The 21,714-nt window shown below is 70.8% G+C and carries 18 protein-coding genes; 9 read left to right on the forward strand and 9 right to left on the reverse strand.

What is annotated here, in order from left to right; translation table 11 throughout:
* Nucleotides 1-379: 379 nt before the first annotated feature.
* Nucleotides 380-811, reverse strand: a complete 432-nt coding sequence (gene mraZ / locus FSYMDG_RS15395) for a division/cell wall cluster transcriptional repressor MraZ (protein ID WP_013874324.1) — start codon at nucleotides 809-811, stop codon at nucleotides 380-382.
* A 382-nt stretch (nucleotides 812-1,193) separates the two neighbouring features.
* Here mraZ and FSYMDG_RS15400 point away from each other — a divergent pair, with 382 nt between their 5' ends.
* Genes FSYMDG_RS15400 through FSYMDG_RS15410 form a run of 3 tightly spaced genes read left to right on the forward strand, consistent with a single transcriptional unit; the run spans nucleotide 1,194 to nucleotide 6,778 of the window.
* Nucleotides 1,194-2,219 carry an AAA family ATPase gene (locus FSYMDG_RS15400; RefSeq protein WP_013874325.1) on the forward strand — a complete coding sequence of 342 codons (1,026 nt, stop codon included), beginning with the start codon at nucleotides 1,194-1,196 and terminating at the stop codon, nucleotides 2,217-2,219.
* A gap of 6 nt (nucleotides 2,220-2,225) precedes the next feature.
* Entirely contained in the window at nucleotides 2,226-4,256 is a 2,031-nt protein-coding gene (locus FSYMDG_RS23315) for a DUF58 domain-containing protein (RefSeq protein ID WP_013874326.1), read from the forward strand.
* Nucleotides 4,253-6,778 (forward strand): transglutaminaseTgpA domain-containing protein, encoded by a 2,526-nt coding sequence (locus FSYMDG_RS15410; RefSeq protein WP_013874327.1) that lies wholly within the window; start codon nucleotides 4,253-4,255, stop codon nucleotides 6,776-6,778. Before FSYMDG_RS23315 ends, FSYMDG_RS15410 begins: the two co-directional genes overlap by 4 nt.
* Before the next feature lie 300 nt (nucleotides 6,779-7,078).
* Here FSYMDG_RS15410 and FSYMDG_RS15415 read toward each other — a convergent pair whose 3' ends face one another.
* The 4 genes from FSYMDG_RS15415 to FSYMDG_RS30115 form a co-directional block, all read right to left on the reverse strand.
* Nucleotides 7,079-7,474, reverse strand: coding sequence for a DUF3040 domain-containing protein (locus FSYMDG_RS15415; RefSeq protein ID WP_013874328.1), 396 nt, complete (start codon nucleotides 7,472-7,474; stop codon nucleotides 7,079-7,081).
* A gap of 695 nt (nucleotides 7,475-8,169) precedes the next feature.
* Nucleotides 8,170-8,934 (reverse strand): methyltransferase domain-containing protein, encoded by a 765-nt coding sequence (locus tag FSYMDG_RS15420; protein ID WP_013874329.1) that lies wholly within the window; start codon nucleotides 8,932-8,934, stop codon nucleotides 8,170-8,172.
* 318 nt (nucleotides 8,935-9,252) lie between these two features.
* Complete coding sequence (locus FSYMDG_RS29265; protein WP_258165201.1) at nucleotides 9,253-9,384, reverse strand: hypothetical protein; 132 nt, start codon at nucleotides 9,382-9,384, stop codon at nucleotides 9,253-9,255.
* Nucleotides 9,385-9,606: 222 nt separating this feature from the next.
* On the reverse strand, nucleotides 9,607-10,329 hold the full coding sequence (locus tag FSYMDG_RS30115) for an SAV_6107 family HEPN domain-containing protein (RefSeq protein WP_013874331.1): 723 nt from the start codon (nucleotides 10,327-10,329) through the stop codon (nucleotides 9,607-9,609).
* A 934-nt stretch (nucleotides 10,330-11,263) separates the two neighbouring features.
* Here FSYMDG_RS30115 and FSYMDG_RS15430 point away from each other — a divergent pair.
* Both FSYMDG_RS15430 and FSYMDG_RS15435 read left to right on the forward strand, forming a co-directional pair.
* Nucleotides 11,264-11,911, forward strand: coding sequence for a GNAT family N-acetyltransferase (locus tag FSYMDG_RS15430; protein ID WP_013874332.1), 648 nt, complete (start codon nucleotides 11,264-11,266; stop codon nucleotides 11,909-11,911).
* Between the two features lie 773 nt (nucleotides 11,912-12,684).
* A complete protein-coding gene (locus FSYMDG_RS15435) occupies nucleotides 12,685-12,933 on the forward strand; it encodes a hypothetical protein (protein ID WP_013874333.1) in 249 nt (82 codons plus the stop codon).
* 374 nt (nucleotides 12,934-13,307) lie between these two features.
* Here FSYMDG_RS15435 and metF read toward each other — a convergent pair whose 3' ends face one another.
* Nucleotides 13,308-14,228, reverse strand: coding sequence for a methylenetetrahydrofolate reductase [NAD(P)H] (metF, locus tag FSYMDG_RS15440; RefSeq protein ID WP_043603754.1), 921 nt, complete (start codon nucleotides 14,226-14,228; stop codon nucleotides 13,308-13,310).
* Between the two features lie 141 nt (nucleotides 14,229-14,369).
* Nucleotides 14,370-15,062 carry a hypothetical protein gene (locus tag FSYMDG_RS15445; protein ID WP_013874335.1) on the reverse strand — a complete coding sequence of 231 codons (693 nt, stop codon included), beginning with the start codon at nucleotides 15,060-15,062 and terminating at the stop codon, nucleotides 14,370-14,372.
* Nucleotides 15,063-15,439: 377 nt separating this feature from the next.
* Here FSYMDG_RS15445 and FSYMDG_RS15450 point away from each other — a divergent pair, with 377 nt between their 5' ends.
* The 4 genes from FSYMDG_RS15450 to FSYMDG_RS15465 all read left to right on the forward strand — a co-directional run bounded on the left by FSYMDG_RS15450 (nucleotide 15,440) and on the right by FSYMDG_RS15465 (nucleotide 19,210).
* Nucleotides 15,440-16,606, forward strand: a complete 1,167-nt coding sequence (locus FSYMDG_RS15450; protein ID WP_013874336.1) for an AAA family ATPase — start codon at nucleotides 15,440-15,442, stop codon at nucleotides 16,604-16,606.
* Nucleotides 16,607-16,695: 89 nt separating this feature from the next.
* Nucleotides 16,696-17,850: a DUF58 domain-containing protein gene (locus tag FSYMDG_RS15455; RefSeq protein WP_431307447.1), complete on the forward strand. Its 1,155-nt coding sequence runs from the start codon at nucleotides 16,696-16,698 to the stop codon at nucleotides 17,848-17,850.
* Nucleotides 17,847-18,806: a VWA domain-containing protein gene (locus FSYMDG_RS15460; protein ID WP_013874338.1), complete on the forward strand. Its 960-nt coding sequence runs from the start codon at nucleotides 17,847-17,849 to the stop codon at nucleotides 18,804-18,806. The genes FSYMDG_RS15455 and FSYMDG_RS15460 overlap by 4 nt, the downstream gene beginning before the upstream one ends.
* 200 nt (nucleotides 18,807-19,006) lie before the next feature.
* On the forward strand, nucleotides 19,007-19,210 hold the full coding sequence (locus FSYMDG_RS15465; RefSeq protein WP_013874339.1) for a cold-shock protein: 204 nt from the start codon (nucleotides 19,007-19,009) through the stop codon (nucleotides 19,208-19,210).
* Nucleotides 19,211-19,410: 200 nt separating this feature from the next.
* Here the strand turns inward: FSYMDG_RS15465 and FSYMDG_RS15470 are convergent, their stop codons facing one another.
* The gene (locus FSYMDG_RS15470) at nucleotides 19,411-20,559 is read right to left on the reverse strand and encodes a sulfate/molybdate ABC transporter ATP-binding protein (protein WP_013874340.1); all 1,149 of its coding nucleotides are present in this window, start codon (nucleotides 20,557-20,559) and stop codon (nucleotides 19,411-19,413) included.
* Nucleotides 20,556-21,416 carry an ABC transporter permease gene (locus tag FSYMDG_RS15475; protein WP_043606733.1) on the reverse strand — a complete coding sequence of 287 codons (861 nt, stop codon included), beginning with the start codon at nucleotides 21,414-21,416 and terminating at the stop codon, nucleotides 20,556-20,558. The genes FSYMDG_RS15470 and FSYMDG_RS15475 overlap by 4 nt, the downstream gene beginning before the upstream one ends.
* Nucleotides 21,417-21,714 lie beyond the last annotated feature (298 nt).

A 21,714-nucleotide genomic window follows, 5' to 3' on the forward strand; every position in this document is an offset into this window, starting at 1 on the left:
CGCGGTGTACACCTACAGACGATGTGAATGGATGTGACGAACCGGTGCTGTCGGCTGCGCGACAGCCGGCCGGATGACTGCTACCGGATAGCTGCTACCGGGTGACTGCTGGGCGTGCGGATATGCGGGAAACACGTGCGCCAAGGCGGCCTGGCGTCATCACCGGTCCCGAGGGCCCGGCGTGTGCCCAGGTCCCGCCCCGCTCACGCCACCGGACACCGGGGAAGTGGTGTCCGGTATGGAGCGGGGGGAGACCTCGGCGCACACCTGATGCCCCGGGCTGCAGCGGCACCGAGGGCGGCGCGAGGACTGCCGACGGTAGTCGGTCGGCGCTCCCGGCCGAGTGTGTCCGCTTCGGACGATGACGTTCGGACGACGCTCAGATGACGCCGGGCAACACCTCCTCGGAAAGCGCGGCGAAGTTCTCCTCCTGGCCGGCCAGATAGGTCTCCCAGCGGGCCGCGTCCCAGATCTCCACCCGGGTGTTCGCGCCGTTGACGACGCAGTCCCGGGTGAGTTCCGCATACGTCCGCAGGGCCGGCGGGATGGTGATCCGTCCCTGCCGGTCGGGAACATCGTCCGAAGCCGAGGAAAAGAAGACGCGGCTGTAATCCCGTAGAGCTTTTGCCGTAACAGGCGCGGCCCGCAGGGACTCGCTGATCCGGGTGAACTCAGCCATGGGGAACACGTAGAGACAGCGTTCCTGCCCCTTGGTGATCACGAGCCCCCCCTCCAGCTCCTCGCGGAACTTCGCCGGCAGGGTGAGCCGGCCTTTGTCGTCGAGTCGTGGCGTGTGGCTGCCGAGGAACATCGGCGGCCTCCTCGCCCGTACCCGAGAGATTCATGGCCGTTCAAACCCCACCCTGGTCAGCCTGACAGCGCCTCCGCCCCCCACTGCGCGCCACTGTACCCCACTCCCCCCCACCTGTCCGACACTCCGGACACCCCCACGCCCACGTTCGGCGGGCCTCGGAGATCACCTCTCCGGCATCAATGTGTCTTTTGACCGAACATGCCAAAAACACCTCCGGTAACCGATGCAGCGGCTATCCTCGATCGCCGCCGCGAATGAGTACGCTTTCCGGACGGAGCGGACGGATGATTCCCACCGGTGAAGATCATCTTCTGCTCGGGTGCCACACTTGTGGGGGGTCCGCCGGGCCCACCTCGCCGATCTGAGGACGGAGGCCGACGTGACGGTGACGGAGCCCGGCGTCATACCGTGGCGCGAGCCCGGGACCGGCCTGCGCCACCTCGCGGATGTCGCGGCGCGCATGACCCGCGCGGTCGAGAGCGTCATCGACGGCAAGCCCGAGGTGGTCAGGACATCCCTGGTCGTCCTGCTCGCCGAGGGCCACCTGCTCATCGAGGACGTGCCCGGCGTCGGCAAGACGATGCTCGCCAAGGCGCTGGGACGCTCGATCGACGCCCGCGTCCGCCGTATCCAGTTCACACCCGACCTGTTGCCCAGCGACGTCACGGGGGTGAGCGTCTACAACCAGGACACCCGCGACTTCGAGTTCCGCCCCGGACCGGTCTTCTCCAACCTGGTCATAGCCGACGAGATCAACCGAGCCGCTCCCAAAGCGCAGTCGGCACTCCTCGAATGCATGGAGGAACACCAGGTCACCATTGATGGTGTCACCTATCACCTGGAATCGCCGTTCATGGTCGTCGCGACCCAGAACCCCATCGAGATGGAAGGCACCTATCCCCTGCCCGAGGCGCAACGGGACCGTTTCACCGCGCGAGTGTCCATGGGTTACCCGTCGCCCGCGGCCGAACTGGCCATGCTGGACAGCCATGGAAACACCGAGCCTCTCGACGCGGTCGACCCGGTCACCGAAGCCACCGAGATCACCAGACTCATCTCCCTGGTCCGTTCGGTGCACGTGGCCGACGAGGTGCGCCGCTACATCATCGATCTCGTGACGGCGACCCGCCGGCACCCGGAACTCGTCCTGGGCGCCTCCCCGCGTGCGACCCTGCACCTGATCAGAACCGCCCGGGCCCATGCCGCCCTCGACGGCCGCGCCTTCGTCGTCCCCGACGACGTCCAGGCCATGGCCGAACCGGTCCTCACCCACCGGCTGCTGGTCCGAGCGGAAACCGCGGCGTCGAGCGGGTCCGCCGAGGCCGCCTCCCGGATCGTCGCGGACGTCCTCGCCCGGGTCCCCATCCCGCACCGGGGGGCACGTCCGTCGCACCGTGGCCGTTAGATCGCCGTGTCGGACTTCCTGGCGGCCTTACGAGGTCTGACCGTCCGCGGACAGTGTTTCGTGGTCACCGGGCTGGTCTGCTGCGGGCTGGCGGTCGTGGTCGGCGAGAAGGACCTCCTGCGGGTCGGCCTGCTGCTGCTCGCCCTGCCGGTGTGCGCGACGGCGTTCGTGTGCCGGACCCGCTACCGGCTCGCCTGTCACCGGCGCCTGGTACCCGCCCGCGCGACCGTGGGGGCGGTGGTGTCGGTCAGCGTTCGGATCGACAACATGAGTCGGCGTTCCTCCTCGGTGCTGCTGGTGGATGACGACATCCCCGCCCATCTCGGCTTCCGGGCGCGCTTCGTGCTCGACCGGGTGGAGCCGGGGGGCGCCCGGTACTTCACCTATCAGCTTCGCCCCCAACTGCGCGGCCGTTACCTGATCGGGCCGATGGCGATCCGGATCACGGATCCGTTCGGGCTGTGCGAGCTCACCCGCACGTTCCGCAGCCGCGGCGAGCTTGTCGTCACCCCGCCGGTGGAAACACTGTCCGCGGCGCGCCCCGGCAGACAGACCATGATCGGCGACCTCCGCCAACGCGACCGGCCCACCATGGGGACCGACGACTTCGTCACCCGCCCGTACCAGGCCGGGGACGACCTGCGACGGATCCACTGGCGAACCAGCGCCCGCGCCGGTGAGCTGATGGTGCGCCGGGAGGAGAGCTCCCGCCCGGCCAGCGCGACCGTGCTGCTCGACACCCGCTCCGCGGCCTGGACTGGCCAGGGGCCGGCCTCCTCGTTCGAGTGGGCGGTCAGCGCCGCGGGCTCGGTCGCGGTGCATCTCGCCGAGAGCGATCACCTGGTCGACCTGATCTGTGACGGTGGCGTACCCGGTGTGACGACCACACCGGGTACGGGCCGGTCGCGTAACCCGACCCGCAGCCCCACCGCGCTGTTGGACGCGCTCGCCGTGGTGACCACCAGCGACGCCGGCCCGCCGCCCCGTACGGCATCCCCGGGCCCGTCGATCCCCAGCCGACGTGACCTGACTCACCTCGCTGGCGACGGGATGCTCGTGGCGGTCCTCGGAGCCACCGAGCCGGCACGGGCCGGGATGCTCGCCAGAACCCGTCCGCGCGGCGCACTCGCGACGGTTGTGCTCGTCGACGTCACGACCTGGGATGAGAACCACTCCGTGGTCAGGCAGGATGCCGCCAGGCAGGAGACTGCCAGACCGGAGAACCTGCACGCCTGCCGCGCGGTCTTCCAGCGTCACGGCTGGACCGTGATCGTCGCCGGCTACGGCGACACCCTCGCCGCGCTGTGGCCACGGGCGTCCGAGCGGAACACAGCCGGCGGCGGTGGGGGCAGCGGGGCCGGGCATCGGGCCGGCTCCCCGACCACCGGCCTGATCCACAATGACCGGCCGGCGCCGCCACAGCCACGGCATCCGCTGAACCCGAACCCACCCCATCCGAATTCGTCAAATTCGTCTGATATGTTGCATTTGTCGGATCAGCCGCTCGAGTGGCCATCCACCGCCGGCTCGGCCACCGCCGGCTCGGCCACCGCCGGCTCGGCCACCCCTGGCTCGGCCACTGTCTCCGGCTCGACCGCTGCCAGCCAGGCGGCCGCCCGGCCAGCCAGCGGCGACTCGGCGGCCAGAGATTCGGCTGCCAGAAATTCGGCGGCCCGCGAACCAACGGCCGGCAGACCAGCGGCCGCCTGGCCGACCACCGCTGGCCCAGCCGCTGCCGGTTCGGCCACCGGTGACTCAGGGGCCTTCCCTCCCGACGCGGCCGGTGCGGCACCGCCACCCGCCTCCCGCCAACCCGCGGCACGCCCGACAGCCTTCCCACCCGGCCCGCCCGACAGCGCCAGGACGTCCCCCCTGTCCCGGCCATCGGCCATGCGGGAACGCGCCGGCAGCACGCCCGAGCCGGCACACCCGTCCGGGACGCCCCGGTCATCCGCCCGGCGGGTACGCCCTGAAGACGCCGCTGAAGACGCGTCCGCGACAGGACAGCCGGAGGCGGAAGCAGGCCTACGGCGGTGATCACACGCCTGCCTCCCACCCTGACCGCGACTCTCGGTGGCGCGTTCGCGTCGCTGCTGTGCGCGTTCGCGCTCGCGCCGTTGTTCGACGGCCTGTGGTGGCTGCGACTGGCTGTCGCTGCCACGGTGGTGGTGGCGGGAACATCCGTGCTGGGCCAGGCCCTGCGGCTGCCCGCCCCGGTCATCGTCCTGCTGGAGGCGCTCGGCCTGCTCGTCGCGGCGACCGTACTGTGCGCGAGGGAAACCGCTCTCGCCGGCGTGGTGCCGACCGGTCAGACCCTGGAAACGTTGCGTTCCCTGATCACCACCGGCCGGGACGACGTGGCCCGGTTCGCCGCGCCGGTGCCGCAACGGCCAGGTCTGGCGCTGCTCGTCCTCATCGGCGTCCATCTCGTCGCGATGATCGTCGACTTTCTGATGACGATGCTCCGGCGTCCGGCGCTTGCCGGGCTCCCGCTGCTGGCACTGTTCATGCTGCCGGCGGCGGTACTGCCGGACGGTGTCGGGTCGGTCCGGTTCGTTCTCGGCGCGTTGGGCTTCCTCCTGCTACTGATACTGGACGGCCGCACCAGCGTCGAACGGTGGAGAAAACCGATCACCAGCGCGTCGACCTCCGGTGTATCGGGTTCCGGCTCGTCCGGCTCCGGCGCATCGGATGCCGCCTCGTCGGCATCCCCGCGGCTGGGCAGCAGAACCGGTGTCCACGTCATCGGCATCACCGTGTGCGCGCTGGTGTGCGCGGTGGCTGTCCCGGCCACGCTGCCCTCGCTACAGGGGCTGGCGCTCGTCACGCACGGTCAGAGCAACGACGGCGACGACGGCCCCGGCTCGACGGTTGTCATTCAGCCGATCGTCTCGTTGGCACAACAACTGCACTCCCCCCTGACGAGGAAACTGGTGTCGGTGCGCACCACGTCACCGCAGTACCTGCGGTTGACCGCGCTCGAACAGTTCGACGGGCAGCAGTTCACCCTGCGGGCGCTACGCGCCGGCCGCGAGGCGAAAATCAGCAACGGCCTGCCCGGGCCGGCAACCACCGCCCACAGCACTCAGCTCACCGCGACCATCAGCGTGTCGAAGGATCTGGAGGCGAACTACCTCCCGCTGCCCGGAATCCCGACCAAAATCACCGGTCTCGACGGCGACTGGCGGCTGGCCGCCGAGACCGGCACGGTGTTCAGCACCCGGACCTCCACCGCCGACGCGACCTACCAGGTCGAAGCAACCGTCCCGGCCCCCGCCCGCGACGAGCTCGCGACCGTGCTGGCGGCCGCCCCGGCCGAGCTGAAGATCGATACCGAACTGCCTCCCACCACCGATCCCCGGATCCACAATCTGGCACGGCAGCTCACACGAACTGCCTCCGGCCCCTACCAGCAGGCCGTCGCCATCCAGAACTACCTGCAGAGCGGTGCCTTCACCTACGACCTGGACGGCGCCCCCACCACCCAGGCCGGGGCGCTGGCGGACTTCCTGTTCACGCGCAAACGCGGCTACTGCGAGCAGTTCGCCTCCGCGATGACGGTGCTGCTGCGGTCGTTGGGGATCCCGGCCCGAGTGGCGATCGGCTTCAACGAAGGCGAACGGCAGCCGGACGGCAGCTACCTGATGACCAACAAGAACATGCATGCGTGGCCGGAGGTGTGGTTCGCCTCCACCGACTGGATCCCCTTCGAGCCGACCCCGCCGGCGAGTGAGGGCATCATCATCCCCGGCTACTCGCAGGCCCAGGACCCGGCTGGAGGGGCCACGGCTTCCGCGCCGGCGGGCGCCGCCCAGCCGTCGTCCGCGCCTGAGACCACCGCGCCGAGCGCCGATGTCACCAGCGGCAGCGGACAGGACACGGTGGTGCAACAGCCCCTCACGCAGGTACAGCCCACCAGCGACGGGCCGCCCGCGATCCTCTGGTGGCTCCTGCCGGGGGTCGCCGTCCTCGCGGTGCTGGGTGGACCAGCACTGGTGCGGATGGTGCGCCGCCGACACCGCCTCACGGCCACCCTGCGGGGGACCTCCGACGACGACGGGGACACCGCGACCGACAGCTGGGCACACGCGGCCTGGGCCGAACTGGCCGACCTTGCTGCCGATCTTGGTATGCCGCTGCGGCCGAACGAGTCCCCGCGAGCCAGCGCGACGCGGCTGAGCGCTCACATCTCGACCAACGCCCGCGCCCCCGAACAAATGATCACGACGGCGGAGGTCGAGGAGGCCCTGGCTGCCCTGCTCCGGATCGCCGAGGCGGAGGAACTCGCCTGTTACGCGCCACTGGCCCTGGTTCGTTCCAACGCACCGGACGAACGGATCGGACGCGATCTACAGACAGTTTCACGAATCTTGAGAAAGACAGCGCCGCGCACCAGCCGTGCTTGGGCCACCATGGTTCCACGCTCCGTGGTCGCCGACCTGGGTAGCCTACGTGGCCTGGTCCGACCGGGAAGCAATCCGGCGTCGAGGCGTCCGCCTGCACGCCGGCACGACCAGAACAGCCGGCACGACCAGAACAGCCAGTGGGACAGGGTGTGAACACCGGGAGCATGGCTCGGTTGCTCATGCCGGCCGCGTCGACGGGGTCGGCTCCGTCGGGAGCGACCCTGTCACTCAAGATCGCCTGTGGCCCGCCCGGCGGTTGGCGGCTGTTGTCGGCCCGTGGTTGACGGTCACCACCGGACCATGATCACTAACAGTCGACGATCATACTGCCGACTGATTGTCCCGGCGGTTGGCGGCGGCTCCTGCCAGCCAGCGACAGCGCCGGCCCTGGCCAGCGATCGGGCTGGTTGTCAGCAACCGCCTGTCAGCAACCGCTGCTAGTAACTACCCCAGTCAGTGATCATCCCACCGGCGGCGCCATCGTTCCTCGATCCGCTCGGTGAACGGGGGGCGGGTCCGACGACGGGAGGCCGTCGGACGATGACTACTGGCCTCTCCGCCCCGGCCACTGATCCGACGAAGATCGGCAGCACCCCGGGACGCCGCGAACAGCATCGTGGCAAAACCGAGCACACCGAAGATCACGATCAACGGTGTCCGGTTGAGGACGACCCCCACAAGCAGGACGACCAGCCCCACCACGAACAGGAGGAAGCTTCGGCGGACCCTGCGCATGAGATAGGTGCGAGGGTTCGTCGAGCGGACCGTGCTCGCGAACTTGGGATCGTCCTCGACGAGGGCGCGCTCGATCTGATCAAGCAGGCGCTGCTCATTTTCCGAGAGCGGCATCGACGCTCCTCCCACGGCCGGCAGGTCCGGCAGACGGAACCTGACACCCAAGAATAGGCACGACCGGGCATGCGCGGTAGGCAACCAACCATGCCGAGACAGACCGATCGCTTCCTGCTGCCCTGACTCCTCCCCGCAGGCGCGAAGGCTCATGCCACGCGGCGTGATCGGCCCCGTCTCCGTGAGGAAGAAATCACCCTGAGTCCAGGTGGAGCCGGTCCGAACTCACCCTGCGTAATCGACCCTGCCTCCGCGGAGAAGCACTCACCGTCATGTCACGCCGGAAGCCCTCACCGTCCTGTCATGCCTTTCTGCCATACCTTCGTGGGAATCTGCCGTGCCTTCGTGGGAAAGTCGCCTCCGAGGGGATGTGGATGTGCCCGACAGCCCCTCCCCCTCGCACCGTGTCTCTCGCACCGCGCGCCTGCCTGATCACGATCGCTCCCGCCCTGGCATCGACCTCCCGCCGGTCTCGCATCGGTGCCGGTCTCGCATCGGCCTCTCGCCGGCCCATCACGCCATCAGCCATCGCAGGAACCCCGCAGGAACCCCGCAGGAACCCCGCAGGAACCCCGCAGGAACCCCGCAGGAACCCCGCAGGAACCCCGCAGGAACCCCGCAGGAACATGGTCGGGTATCCGCCACGCATAGTCATGCCATCTGGTCATGCCGCCTGATCGTGTCGCCGGGTCGCGTCACCGGCTGTCGCGGCGGTGGGCCAGGACATGCAGGTGAGCCGCAAGATCCCGAAAGGGTGCCCGGGAGGATGCAGCGATCTCCAACTGGAGCAGTCGCTCCGCCGCGGACGGATCCGCGTCCACGGCGGCCGCGGGCACCAGATCGGCGAACACCCGCACCCCGTGGACCGCGATCACATCGGCTCCGGCGTCGCTCACCATGCGTACCAGCGTGCCGCCGTCGAAACGGCGCGCCCGGTCAAAGCCGCCACAACGTCCACCGGGATCGGCCAGCGCATGCTGCGCCTCGGCGAGCCTGCCGGCGAGCACACGGGCGAGGACGACCGCCGCCCGGTTGGCGGCGACAACGCTGAGCAGCCCACCTGGACGCAGGACTGCCACTGCCGCGGTCAGCGCGGCGACGGGTTCGTCCACCACCTCCAGCACGGTGTGACACAACAGCACGTCCGAACGGCCTACTCCGACGATCTCCGGCAGGACGGAAAGATCTCCCTGACGCGCCGTCACGAGATGTCTGACCCCGTGCTCTGCCGCCCGGTGGTCGAGCGAGGCGAGCGCGTCCGGGCTGGGATCCACCACGGTCACCCGGTGCCCGCGCTCGGCAAGCGGCACCGCGAACCCACCACTGCCGCCACCCGCGTCCACCACGTCGAGTGCGCTGCCCGCTCGCGCAGTCACGGTGACCAGTGCGTCCAACAGCCCCCGCCAGACCACGGCCTGGCGCAGATCTCCCCATGTCACCGGACGACTTCTGACGGCCATGCCGTACCTCCTCGGCGCCCCGGAGGCCTTGAGCCCCTCAACGACCCGGGGACCTGGACCTCCCCGGGCCATGCCCGCTGGAGAGTTCTCGCGAACCTCGCAACGAGATGAGCGACTCCAGGGCGATCAGCGCCGGGGTGATCAGCGCTGAGGTGACGGCGCCGGGCGGCCAGCGTTAGGTGGCCAGGTTGGGGTAACCAGCGCCAGGGTGGCCACGACCGCCTCGGGTGCATCGTTCTTCACGCATCACGCACCGGAACGTCTCTCTACGCGCATCTTTTGCACTCTCTCGCGCATCTCGCACGCCGGTAGCCGGTCTCACGCCGGCAGCCGGAAACCGATGGCGATGCCGGCCACGAGACCCCCCAGGGACAGGCCGACCAGTTGCAGCAGCCAGCTCGGCGGCCGCCGCCGGTCTCGCCGCGTGACTTCGCGGATCCCCACAGGCATGTCCGATGGCACCACCCCGTCGACAGCCCGGAGACCATGACCTCCGACGGAACGGAAAACCCATGCTTTTTCTGCCTTCGACCCCCTGGTCAACCCTTCGGGCATCGATCGCGTGGCATCCCCAGCAATGACTGAATTCATCCGAATGACCTACCGTCGTAATCAAGACGCTCACCAATGGTCACCGATAGTGAACGCCTGATCTACGATACGCAAAACGATCTACATGGATCTCGCAACAGCCGACGGGCAGAAGCCTCTGTTCGTGCACAGGACGACATCCGGGATCCCCCGGCAAACAGGACCAGCATCTCCCGACAACGAGAGGTACCTCTTCCAGCGGCCAGGATCAGCCCGTTCAGGGGCCACGAGGGTGAACCCGCGCCCTGACCACACCCGGCGTGCGCACAGCTCCGCATCCTGGCCTTTCCACCCCGTTCGCACCCCGGCCTTCTCCGGTGAGCAGGTCACGCCGACAGGCGGGACGCAACTGACGACCGCGGCCGTCAGCGCCGGCTGGGACGGTAGGCCCAGCGTTGTTTCCACCACCGCGAGGAACGTCTCCGCCTGCCGAAGCAGGTCGTCGGCATCCCGGACACCGACCACGGACAGGCCTGCCTCGGCGGCCGTCCTCTTGGCCGCGCCAGCCGCGAAGAACTGTGCCCACTCCGCCAGTTCGGGCGCCACTCGTGCCAGCAACTGCCAGACGCTGACGGGCCGGCCGCGGTGACCGTGCCGGGGGCGGGCCCGTTCCACGAGAACAGCGGCGGCGGCCCGCAGCGCCGCCAGGTGCGCCAGGGCGTACCGCTGCCCGGGGGTTCGGGCGAAGCTCGCTTCGTCAAGGCCGTGATGCGCGGCCATGAGCAGCTCGTCACGGGAACGACGAGGCAGCCCCGCAAGGGGGACCGGGATTCGAGGCTGTCGATCTACGGCCTGCCGACTCATGACCGCTCCCTCCGATACGACGACATCACTACATGGCTCAACCGCATGACGATCTTTCACATGGCCATCTTTCGCATGACGATCTACTCCAGTAAGTCGAACATATGTTCGACTTACTGGAGTAGTAAACCTCACCCGTCTTGAACCGTCAACGTCGTCGAGGGGTACGGCTGCGTGGCATCGTGGCCGCTACCGTGTGGCCGCCGGGTTGCCCGCTGGCGGGCCGAGCCGCTGACGTCGTCGAAAGCCACGGCCGAAGCAAGCCCCCCCCCGGAGTTGGTGGCCCGGGCACCAACTCCGGGGGCGACGCCCAGAACTCCGCGTGGGCGTTGTCGTCGGGCGCCTGGGCGGGCCGCGACCGGACAAAGCCGGTTGACCGGGCAGCTGGCGGCATCGACAGCCGTTCATCGACGCCGCCAGCTCCGGGTCGGCGCCTGCCGCCCGCCCGGCCAGGGATCACCCATCCGGCAGGCGGCAGGCGGCAGGCGGCAGGCGGCAGGCGGCAGGCGGCAGGCGGCAGGCGGCAGGCGGCAGGCGGCAGGCGGCAGGCGGCAGGCGGCAGGCGGCAGGCGAGATGATCGAGGCAGCGGCAAGCTGTGCCGTGATGGTCCCGCCCGGCCCGGATGCGTGCTCGCAACGGCGAGGACCGGGGCGGAGCTCAGGCCACATGGGGCTCAGACGCCGAAAACACCCCGAGCCACCAGGAACATGCGGCATTCGGCACGGTGCGGCCGCACCGCACAAGGTTCGCCTACAGGTCTTCGTCCGGACCGAGCCGGGCGCAACGCCCCGAGTACCCGTTATCGTCAGTGACCTTAGATGGTATAGGGGACTGACCCGGCCCAGGCGTGGCCGGTAATCGACGCGGGTAGACAGGCCCCCCGGGCAGGCAGCCTGCCCGAGGCAGGAACGGAAGCGCGAGGAGGCAGGCTTGGTGGAGAACATCAGGCTGGTCCGCTGGACACCCGCGCGGATGCGTGCCCGGCTGACCGATGTCATCGCCGTCTACAAGGCCGCCTTTCTGGACTTCCACGAGCCCGACCCGGCGCGGGCGGCGATCGAACGGACCATGCACGCCCGCCGGCACGCCGACCGCCGGGATCTGCGAGCGGTCGCGGCTCTTCTCTCCGATGAGCGCCTGGTCGGCTTCACCTACGCCCTGCCGGGGCTGAAGGGGCAGTGGTGGCACGACGTCGTCAGTGACGCGCTGGGGCCCGAGGACGCCGTGACCTGGCTCGGCGACTGTCTGGAGATCGTCGAGTTCCACGTCCTGCCGGAGTTCCAGGGCAGGGGGGTGGGACGTAGTCTGCTGCGGGAACTGCTGCGGGAGGCACCGGAACAGACAGCCGCGCTGTCCGCCCTGGAACTGCCCGACAGCAGGGCCCGACGGCTGTATGCCAGCGAGGGTTTTGTTCCGTTACTGTCGAATTTTCAGTTTCCGGGGAGCTGGATCGAATACGCGGTGCTGGGTAAGCGCCTCACGCCGACCGACCCGGCCCGGGAGCAGCCTCCGCCCCCTTCGGCCGAGCAGCGGCCCGCCCACGACTCCGGCGGCGACCACCGGCAGGCCCGCGCCATCTGAAACTCCCCGATGACGTTCGTCCCGTCATGCACCCTGCCACGCCTCACCTGCCATGCCCGCAACCATGCCGGCGCCCACCACCCAGCCTCCACCAACCATGCCCGCAGGTAGCAATTATTCCTGTACGGATATTCCTGTACGGACAATTTCCATCTCGTGCTTCGATCGGCATCCGGCCAGTCGTAGGTGGAAAGCGCTGTCATCACGACGGAATCCATCTACGGGCACGCAGGCCGTAGGTGACAACCTGTGCGATACCAACGGTTTTCACCTACGGCTTGCGGTCGCGTGGGCGCGGTGGCGCCGATGACGGGATCGATGGATCGCGGCCAGTGACGACCAGTGACGACTGTCGCCAGCCGGGCGGGGACAGCGGACCGCCGCAACGGGCCCACGGGGTGGTGAGACGCCGGGTCGGCCAGGCAGCGGAAGCAGGAGGCAGGGGATGCAGGCGAGGCAGGAGGCAGTGAGTGAACGGTGCACGGACGCTGTGACGTGAATACCGGCGCACGACGCGGGGCAGCGGCGGGGCAGCGCCTCGGGATGATCATCGTCATCTTCGCCTGCGCCGGAGGCCCCGTACGGGCGTTTCGTGGGAATATGACTGCCATGTAGGTCCGACCACGTCTTGCGACAGCTTGCCCGGTCGGCACCGGGGCGGTCATCGGAGCATCATGCCTGCTGCGTATCGTTCCGTCGTCTGATGACGACCGAGACTACCGACAACCGTCAGCCCTTCGAGGGCCGCCAGGGGGCGGCCGCAGGAGACACCGGTGACCAAGCATGCACCACTGGTCGTGGAGACACTCGACGACCTCGACCCGACAGCGGTCTTCAACACTGAACGCGACCAGGTGGTGGTCGCGGTACGTATCACCCCCGTGTTCGGCACGCTGGACCTCAATCTGGTGGCGGCCGTGGTGGACGCGGCGAACCTGGCCGGCTTCGCGCTCGTGCGCGAGCAGCCCTTCCGGGACGAATGGCTGTTGTGCGTCTTCGACGCCTACGAGGACAACGACTGAAGATCACAGCAACGATGGGACGGCTGGAAGAACCCCGTGGGGAAGCGCGATCCCCGCGGCCGGTGGCCCCAGGGATCACCATGGCTGGCAGGCCGGTACGCCCGACGCGTCCGGACAGCCGACAGGTGAGGATGCCAGGCAAGCGGATGGGATCAGGCGAGACGGGGACGGGAACGACAGGTGGGGGTGGGGTGCGGGTGGGGATGGGAGATTCGTAAGCGGCTGACGGGCCACGGCGTCCGACGCGGCTCCCCGGCCGGCGGCGCCCGCATCATCCGCACGGCCAGGCGAGCGTGAACGCCGAGGCCAGCGGTGCCGACAGGAACAGGTGGAACAGCCTGGCGCGGTCCGGGCCCGGGCCCGGGCCCGACGAGTCATCGCCGTAGCGAGTGGAACACCTCCCGCGTCGCGGTGGAACGGTTCAACGTGATGAAGTGGATACCAGGTGCGCCACCGGCGAGCAGCTTCTCGCACAGGTCGGCGGCGACCTCCACCCCGACTGCCCGTACCGCCGCCGGATCGTCGGCCACCGCGTGCAGCCGCCTGGCCAGGTCCGGGGGGAACGCGGCCCCGGACAGCTTCGCCATCCGCTCGATCTGCGCGACGTTGGTCACCGGCATTACACCGGGGATGATCGGCGCCTCGCAGCCGAGCTGGCGGACCCGGTCGACCAGCCGGAAATAGGCATCCGCCTCGAAGAAGAACTGGGTGATGGCATAGTCCGCGCCGGCGGTGAGCTTGCGTACCAGGTAGCGCGCGTCGGTGTCGAAGTCGGACGAGCGGGGGTGGCGATCCGGAAAGGCCGCGACCCCGACGCAGAAGTCACCGAGCGACTGGACGAGGCGTACCAGCTCCTCGGCATGGTGCAGCCCCTGGGGATGGGCGACCCACTCCCCCTGCGGGTCGCCGGGCGGATCGCCGCGTAGCGCCAGGACGTTACGGACCCCGGCGCCGGCATAGCTGCCGATCACCTGCCGCAGCTCGGCGACGGAGTGGTTGACGGCGGTGAGGTGACCAATCGGTGTGAGGGTCGTCTCCGTCGCGATGCGTTCGGTGATCCGCACCGTGCCGGCCCGGGTCGACCCGCCCGCGCCGTAGGTGACCGACACGAAGGACGGCCGCAGCGGCTCCAGCTCCCTGATCGCCGTCCACAGGTGGCGTTCCCCCTCAGGGGTCCTGGGCGGGAAGAACTCGAAGGAGAACGACGGCCGGCCCGAGTCGAGGCAGTCCCGCACGGTCAACCCCCGGGTCGCCACCAACCCCCGGGTCGCCACGACACTCCTGACCGCTGCCATACCCTTGAGGGTAAGCCCTGTCACGCGCCGGACCCGGCACAACCGGCCGAGCCACCCGGACAACCACCCGGACGAGGCGGCCAGCCACGGCACGCCGCCCCTGTAGGCCGCGTCCCGTAGGTCACCCGGCCGCCGCACGGGCTACAGCCGCACCGGGCCCTGGGGCGTCGGGGCGCACACCCGCACCCTGCCGGAGCGGCTGCGGACCGACACCGTCCGCTCCGCCCGCGGATCAACTGGAACACCCAGGGTGACCGCGTCCGCGTCAGGATCCGCGGACTCGACGTCGACCGCGTACGGGCCACCCGGCAGGACGGCCGTGGCTGCCCCGCTGTCGCTGTACGCCGCCACCTTCCCGGGGGGACGGGCGAAGTGCAGGACGACGTCACCGGTGCGGCTGCGCGCGGCGACACCGGCCCCGCCCAGCTCCCGCCCGGCGATGGTGCCCGTGTCGGTGATGAGCACGAGGTCGCCGTCCGAGCCCCACAGGGTCACCTCCCCGCGGCGGACCTCGGCCCGAACCCGGGTCGCCCGCGGCAGCGTCAGCCGGACCCGGGCCTCGCTGGTGCGCCCGTCGATGCGCAGCAGTTCCCCGACCTGTTCCAGAGCCGGGCGCGACCGGCCGGCGCGCCGGCGGACGGTCATCGCCACCCGGGCGTCCGCCCGGTCGGCCTCGGCGATCTCGACCCGTCCGGCGGCCAGCTGGATCTCGACGGCGCCCACCCCGTCCACCGTCTGGCTGATCTGCCGCGGCGGCCGTCGCGGCAGCACGAGCCCGTAGCCGGCCGCGCCCAGCAGGACGGCGGCGGCCACCGCGACGAGGACGTCCGTCATCAGCCCTCCCCGCCACCGGCCGCGCCGAGAGGACGGCTCCCGCCGAGCGGACAGGTTCCATCGAGGGGACGGGTCCTGCCAACAGGGCGGGTCCTGCCAACAGAGCGGGTTCCGTCGATGGAGCAGGTCGGCACGTAGGGAACGGTACCGGTCGAGCCCGGCATCCGGGCGGTCAGCATGACCATCCGAGTCGGATCCCCTGGTTCCGACTGGCCCCGAGCCCGCGGACGGGCACCGGACGAGCCGAGGGCCGCCGCGGGGCGGAAGCCCCGGATCCACCCTGATTCGTCTTAATTCGTCTTAATTCATTGTTCAAACAGGCTGACGAGTTCGGCTTGAGGTCTCGATTCCGGCCGCTGGCTGCGAGACTACAGCTCATGGACGAACGGCTCACACGCTCGGGTGCGCGCGCCCCGGACGGATCCGTGGCACGCGCACCCGAGCACGACCAGGAGGGGAAGTCCGCGGCGGGCGGCGAAGCGTCTCTCGCCAGTCCGGACACGGCCACCGACGCCGACCATCTCGAACGCGCCCTCTTCGAGGTCAAGAAGGTGATCGTCGGCCAGGACCACATGGTCGAGCGGATGCTGGTGGCACTGCTCGCCCGTGGGCACTGCCTGCTGGAGGGGGTGCCGGGGGTGGCCAAGACCCTCGCCGTCCAGACCCTCGCCACGGTGGTCGGCGGGACGTTCACCCGCATCCAGTTCACCAGCGACCTGGTCGTCTCCGACATCATCGGCACCCGGGTCTACCGGCAGACCCGGGAGACCTTCGATGTGGAGCTGGGGCCCATCTTCGCGAACTTCGTCCTCGCCGACGAGATCAACCGGGCGCCCGCCAAGGTGCAGTCGGCGCTGCTGGAGGTGATGGCCGAGCGGCAGGTCTCCCTCGGCGGTGTCACCCACCAGCTGCCGGCGCCGTTCCTGGTGCTGGCGACGCAGAACCCGATCGAGTCCGAGGGGGTGTACCCGCTCCCGGAGGCGCAGCGTGACCGGTTCCTGATGAAGGTGGACGTGCCGTATCCCAGCGGCCACGAGGAGCTGGAGATCGTCCGGCGGATGGGCACCCAGCCGCCCCGGGCCGAGCGCGTCCTGGACCCACCCACGCTGATCAAACTGCAGGAGCGTGCCACCGACGTGTTCGTGCACCATGCGATCGCCGACTACGCGGTCCGCATGGTGCTGGCGACCCGGGCGCCGGCAGAGTTCGGGATGCCCGAACTCACCGGCCATCTCGCCTACGGGGCGTCACCGCGCGCGTCGCTCGGCCTGGTCGCGGCGGCCCGGGCGCTGGCGATGCTGCGCGGCCGGGACTACGTCGTGCCGGACGACGTCGCCGCGGTCGCGCTGGACGTGCTGCCGCACCGGCTGGTGCTGTCCTACGAGGCGCTGGCGGAGGGGCTGTCCGCGCGGACCATCGCCGAACGGATCCTGCACGGCACCCGGCCCCCACGGGTCACGCCCCGCCAGCAGGACTATCCCGGGCACTGGACCACCAACCCGCGCGGATTCCCCGAGTACCTCGGCCAGGAAACGTCGGCGTGAGCGTAAACCAGCCAACGGAACGACCCGCCGGGCCACGCCGCGGCGGCAGAGCGGGCACGTCGGCGACAACCGGTGGAACGGGCAGAGCGGTGACACCCGGCGGACCAGGCGCGGGCACGGCCGGCGGGGCTGGCGGCCGGCCCGGCAGCCCCGCCGCACAGCCCGCGCAGCCCGCACAGCCCACGCCGGGCGTGCCCGGGGCGGCCGCGGCGGATCCGGCGATCGAACGGACCCTGCGGCGTCTCGAGCTGACCGTCACCCGCCGGCTGGACGGCCTGCTGCTCGGCGACCACCTGGGCCTGGTGCCCGGGTCGGGGACGGAGAAGGCCGAAAGCCGCGCCTACCACGTCGGGGACGACGTGCGGCGGATGGACTGGGCGGTCACGGCCCGCACCACCATCCCGCACGTGTACGACCTCGTCGCCGACCGTGAGCTGGAGACCTGGGCTCTCGTCGACCTGACGGCGAGCCTTGAGTTCGGTACCGCGAAGCTGGAGAAGCGCGACCTCGCGATCGCCGCCGTGGCCGCCGTGGGCTACCTGACGGCACGCAGCGGCAACCGGCTGGGCGCGGTGGTGCTGACAACCGGCCACCCGCCGCGGCTCGTCCCCGCCCGCACCGGCCGGGACGGCCTGCGGGCGCTGCTGCGCGCGCTGCTGGCGGCGCCACGAACCGCGCTGGACCGGCCGGCCCGCCGCTCCCCCGCCACCCCGGCCCCGGGGACGGGCGCCGGTCCGGAGACAGGCGCGGGGGCCGGGACGGTCCCGGGCGCCGGGACGTCCACGACCGATCTCGCCGCCGCCCTGAACGGGCTGCGCAACCCGCCCCGGCGCCGCGGGATGGTCGTCGTGATCTCGGATTTCCTCTCGGTCGACCTGTCCTGGGAACGGTCGCTGCGCGCGCTCGCCGGCCGGCACCAGGTACTCGCCATCGAGATCGTCGACCCGCGCGAGCTCGAGCTCCCCAACGTCGGGCTGCTCGACGTGGTCGACCCGGAGACCGGCGCGACCCTGACGGTGCCCACCTCCTCCCGCCGGCTGCGCGACTCCTACGCCCGGGCCGCCGCGGCACACCGCCGGGAGGTGGACGCGGCACTGCGCCGGGCGGGCGCCGGCCATCTCGTCCTGCGGACCGACTCCGACTGGCTCACCGACATCGTCCGGTTCGTCCTGGCCACCCGCCGCGGCCGGGGCGCGGCCAGGCGCCCACCGGTCGCGGCCCGTCCCACCGGAGCCGGCCGATGACCTTCCTCGCCGGCCACTGGCTGTGGCTGCTGCTGGCGGTCGGCGCCATCGCCGCCGCCTACATCGTGATGTCGCTGCGCCGGAAGGCCTACGCGGCACGCTTCACCTCGGTCGGGTTACTGGCGTCGGTGCTGCCACGGCGGCCGCAGTGGTGGCGTCGGCACCTGCCCGCGGCCCTGCTGCTGCTCACGCTGGCCGCCATGGTGTTCTCCCTCGCCCGGCCGGCCCAGGCCCGGCGGGTCCCCCGCGAACGCGCGACGATCATTCTGGCGATCGACGTGTCGAACTCGATGGCGGCCACCGACGTCGCGCCCAACCGTCTCGCGGCGGCCAAGGACGGCGCCGACGCGTTCATCGACCAGCTTCCACCGCGGATCAACCTGGGGCTGGTGTCGTTCTCCGGGTCAGCGGCGCTCCTCGTCCCACCGACCACCGACCGGCAGTCCGTGCGGTCCGGCATCCACGGGCTGCAGCTCGGCCCGTCCACCGCGATCGGCGAGGGCATCTTCGCCGGCCTGCAGGCCATCACCACCGCCGGGGAACAGCTCGCCGCGGACGGCGGGACACCGCCGCCGGCCGCCATCGTGCTGCTCTCCGACGGGGAGACCCAGCGGGGACGCCCGAACGCCCAGGCAGCCCAGGCAGCCAGGGACGCCGGGGTGCCGGTCGACACGATCGCCTACGGCACCGCGGACGGCAGCCTCGACGTGGGTGGCCAGGAGATTCCCGTCCCGGTCAACGAGGACGCGCTGCGCGAGATCGCGCGGGCGACCGACGGCTCCTACCACCGGGCCGCCTCCGGGGACGAGCTGCGCTCGGTGTACGAGAACCTCGGCAGTTCCATCGGCTACCGCAACGAGTTCCACGAGGTCACCACCTGGTTCGTCGGCCTGTCCCTGCTGCTGGGGCTGACGGCCGCGGCCGGGTCGGTGGCCTTCTCCTCCCGGCTGCCCTGAGCAGCGGTGATCGGCGTATCCGCGATCGGCCGGGCAGCCGCTGAAAACCGCTGTCTGCCGCCTCACCGGCCAGGTCCGCATCACCCGATGTGGGCGGGTGGCGGTGGGCGCCTGTCGGCCCGTGCGTCCGGCATGAGTAAGGTGTAGATGCGGCGTGCGCGCTCGCGTGTGTCGACTTGCGTGGCGATAAGGATCATAGAATGACTCAGGGCACTGTGAAGTGGTTCAACGCAGAGAAGGGTTTTGGGTTCATCAGCCCGGACGGTGGCAGTCCGGACGTTTTCGTGCATTTCTCCGCGATCGCGACGAACGGCTACAAAACCCTGGAAGAGAACCAGCGGGTCGAGTTCGACACGACCCAGGGCCAGAAGGGTCCGCAGGCGGAGAACGTCCGGCCGCTTTGATCATCGGCGGCCACGCGGCTCAGCGTGATCGCGGACAGCAGTAGGAACATGCGTGAGGCGAGCCCCGCAACCGGCATGGTGCGGGGCTCGTCCCGTATCAGCCAACCGGCCCCGGTCTCGTAGTCGTCACCAGGCCTCGTGTCGTCCCGGGCCTGGTCACTTCGTGTCGTTACACGGCCGGTCAAGGGCCGCGGGCCTCGTCAGGGGGCCTCGTCGGGGTAGGTCTCGATGTCCGTCGCCTTGAACGACGCCCAGACGCGCGATCCCGGCTCCAGCCGCAGTTCGGCCAGGGCCGCGGGGGTGACGTCGGCAAGCAGAGCGGGGTTCGTGTCCACCGCGACCCTGGCCCGGTCCCCCAGCAGTTCCAGCCCGGTGACCTGGCCGGCCAGCGTGTTGCGGGCGCTGCCGTGCGGCTCGACGACGCCGAGCATCACCGCGGACGGCCGCAGCGCGGCCAGCACCGGACCGGTGATCGCGCTGTCCGCGACGGTGAGCGTGCCGCCACCGGGCAGCCGTACGACACCCGCCTCAGCCTCCCCCCGGTACAGGTTCAGCCCGACGAGCCGGGCGACATAGTCGGTGCGGGGCCGGCGGGCCACCTCGGCCGGCGGGCCCTGCTGCACCACCCGTCCGGCCTCGATGATGACGACGTGGTCGGCCAGCACCATGGCCTCGATCGGGTCGTGGGTCACCAGCACGGACGGGCCACCGAACCCGCTGAGATGGCGGCGCAGGTCCCCTCGGACGGCCAGCCGGGTGGCCGCGTCCAGCGCCGCCAGCGGCTCGTCCAGCAGCAGCAGCTTCGGGCCCGCGGCGAGCGCTCTGGCGAGCGCGACCCGTTGAGCCTGCCCGCCGGAGAGCGCCCCGGGCCGGCGGGCGGCGAACTCGGCCAGCCCGAACGTCTCCAGCCAGCGCAGCGCGGCGGCCCGGGCGGCGGCCCGCGGGACTCCCCGGCAGCGCAGCCCGAAGGCGACGTTGTCCCGCGCGGACAGATGCGGGAACAGCAGGTAGTCCTGAAAAACCATCCCGACCGTGCGGCGCTGTGCCGGGACGAAGATTCCCTCCGCCGGGTCGTCCAGGACGAGGCCGGCCAGGCTGATCCGGCCCGCGTCGACCGGCTGCAGCCCGGCCAGCGCCCGCAGCAGGGTGGTCTTGCCCGCGCCGTTGGGCCCGAGAACGGCGACGGTCGTCCCGCTCGCCGCGGTCAGCGTCACGTCCAGGGTGAAGCCGCTGGCCCGCCGCACTCGCAGGCGTGCCAGCAACGCGCCGTCGTCGGATCCACCGCCGTCAGGCGGGCCGGCCCGTCCCGCCGGCCCGTCCCGCTCGCCGAGCCCGCTCACCGGGCTCACAGGGTCGTCCCCGGACGCAGCCAGCGGTCCCGGAGCAGGGCCAGGACGACCACGGCCACGACGAGCAGGACCAGGGACAGTGCGGTCGCGGTGTCCGGGTCGGTCTCCAGGGCGAGGTAGACCGCCAGCGGCATCGTCTGGGTGGTACCCGGGAAGTTACCCGCGAAGGTGATCGTCGCTCCGAACTCGCCGAGGGCGCGTGCCCAGCACAGCACCGCGCCCGCGCCGAGCGACGGCGCGATCATCGGGAGGGTGACCCGGCGGAACGTTACCCACCGGCTTGCGCCAAGGGTGGCGGAGGCGTCCTCGAAGCGTCGGTCCGCTGATCGTAACGCCCCTTCAACCGCGACGATCAGGAACGGCATCGCCACGAACGCCTCCGCCACGACCACCCCGGCGGTGGTGAACGGGAGGGTGATCCCGAACCAGGCGTCGAGGTATCGGCCGACGATGCCCCGACGCCCGAAGGCCAGCAGCAGCGCCACCCCACCGACCACGGGCGGCAGCACGAGCGGCACGGTGATCACCGCGCGCAGCAGCCCACGGCCGAGGAAGTCCGCCCTGGCCAGCAACCAGGCCAGCGGCACACCCACCGCCAACGACAGCACGGTCGCGATGCTCGCGGTCAGCAGGGACAGCCGCAGCGCCTCGCGCACCTCGGGCTCGGCCAGCAGCTCCGGCAGGTCGCGCCAGGGCACCCGCACAAGCAGCCCGGCCAGTGGGAGCAGGAGGAAGGCAAGCGCGATGCCGCCGGCGGCGGCCAGCGGAACCGGTACCCGCCCACCGGCCCGCCCACGGGGCCGCCCACGGGGCCGCCCACGGGGCCGCCCACGGGGCCGGCCGCCGGGCTGGGCCAGGCCGGGCGCCGGGACGGCGAACGGAGCGGGGACTCGAGAGCGGGGCCGGCGGAGGCGGCCGGCCGTGAAGATCCGGCTCACGCCGCGGCGGGGTACCCGGCCCCGGCGTGCGGCGCCCCACCGGTATCGAGCTCAGCTGCGCCGGGCACACGTGCGCCGGGCACAGATGAGCTGGACACAGATGAGCTGGGCGCGCCTGTATCGGGCTGTCTGACGGCGGCGGGTGCCCCGGCCGAGTTCTTTGATCGCGCTTTCATCCGTCCCCGCACGTCCGCCCCCCGCAACCTGCCACGTCCGG

Origin of the sequence: Candidatus Protofrankia datiscae (genome assembly GCF_000177615.2) — a bacterium.
Classification (GTDB): Bacteria; Actinomycetota; Actinomycetes; order Frankiales; family Frankiaceae; genus Protofrankia; species Protofrankia coriariae.

Coding starts and splice junctions, on each gene's coding strand:
- mraZ (WP_013874324.1), bottom strand. CDS start 811: ATGTTCCTCGGCAGCCACACGCCACGACTCGACGACAAAGGCCGGCTC.
- FSYMDG_RS15415 (WP_013874328.1), bottom strand. CDS start 7,474: ATGCCGCTCTCGGAAAATGAGCAGCGCCTGCTTGATCAGATCGAGCGC.
- FSYMDG_RS15420 (WP_013874329.1), bottom strand. CDS start 8,934: ATGGCCGTCAGAAGTCGTCCGGTGACATGGGGAGATCTGCGCCAGGCC.
- FSYMDG_RS29265 (WP_258165201.1), bottom strand. CDS start 9,384: ATGCCTGTGGGGATCCGCGAAGTCACGCGGCGAGACCGGCGGCGGCCG.
- FSYMDG_RS30115 (WP_013874331.1), bottom strand. CDS start 10,329: ATGAGTCGGCAGGCCGTAGATCGACAGCCTCGAATCCCGGTCCCCCTT.
- metF (WP_043603754.1), bottom strand. CDS start 14,228: ATGGCAGCGGTCAGGAGTGTCGTGGCGACCCGGGGGTTGGTGGCGACC.
- FSYMDG_RS15445 (WP_013874335.1), bottom strand. CDS start 15,062: ATGACGGACGTCCTCGTCGCGGTGGCCGCCGCCGTCCTGCTGGGCGCG.
- FSYMDG_RS15450 (WP_013874336.1), top strand. CDS start 15,440: ATGGACGAACGGCTCACACGCTCGGGTGCGCGCGCCCCGGACGGATCC.
- FSYMDG_RS15460 (WP_013874338.1), top strand. CDS start 17,847: ATGACCTTCCTCGCCGGCCACTGGCTGTGGCTGCTGCTGGCGGTCGGC.
- FSYMDG_RS15465 (WP_013874339.1), top strand. CDS start 19,007: ATGACTCAGGGCACTGTGAAGTGGTTCAACGCAGAGAAGGGTTTTGGG.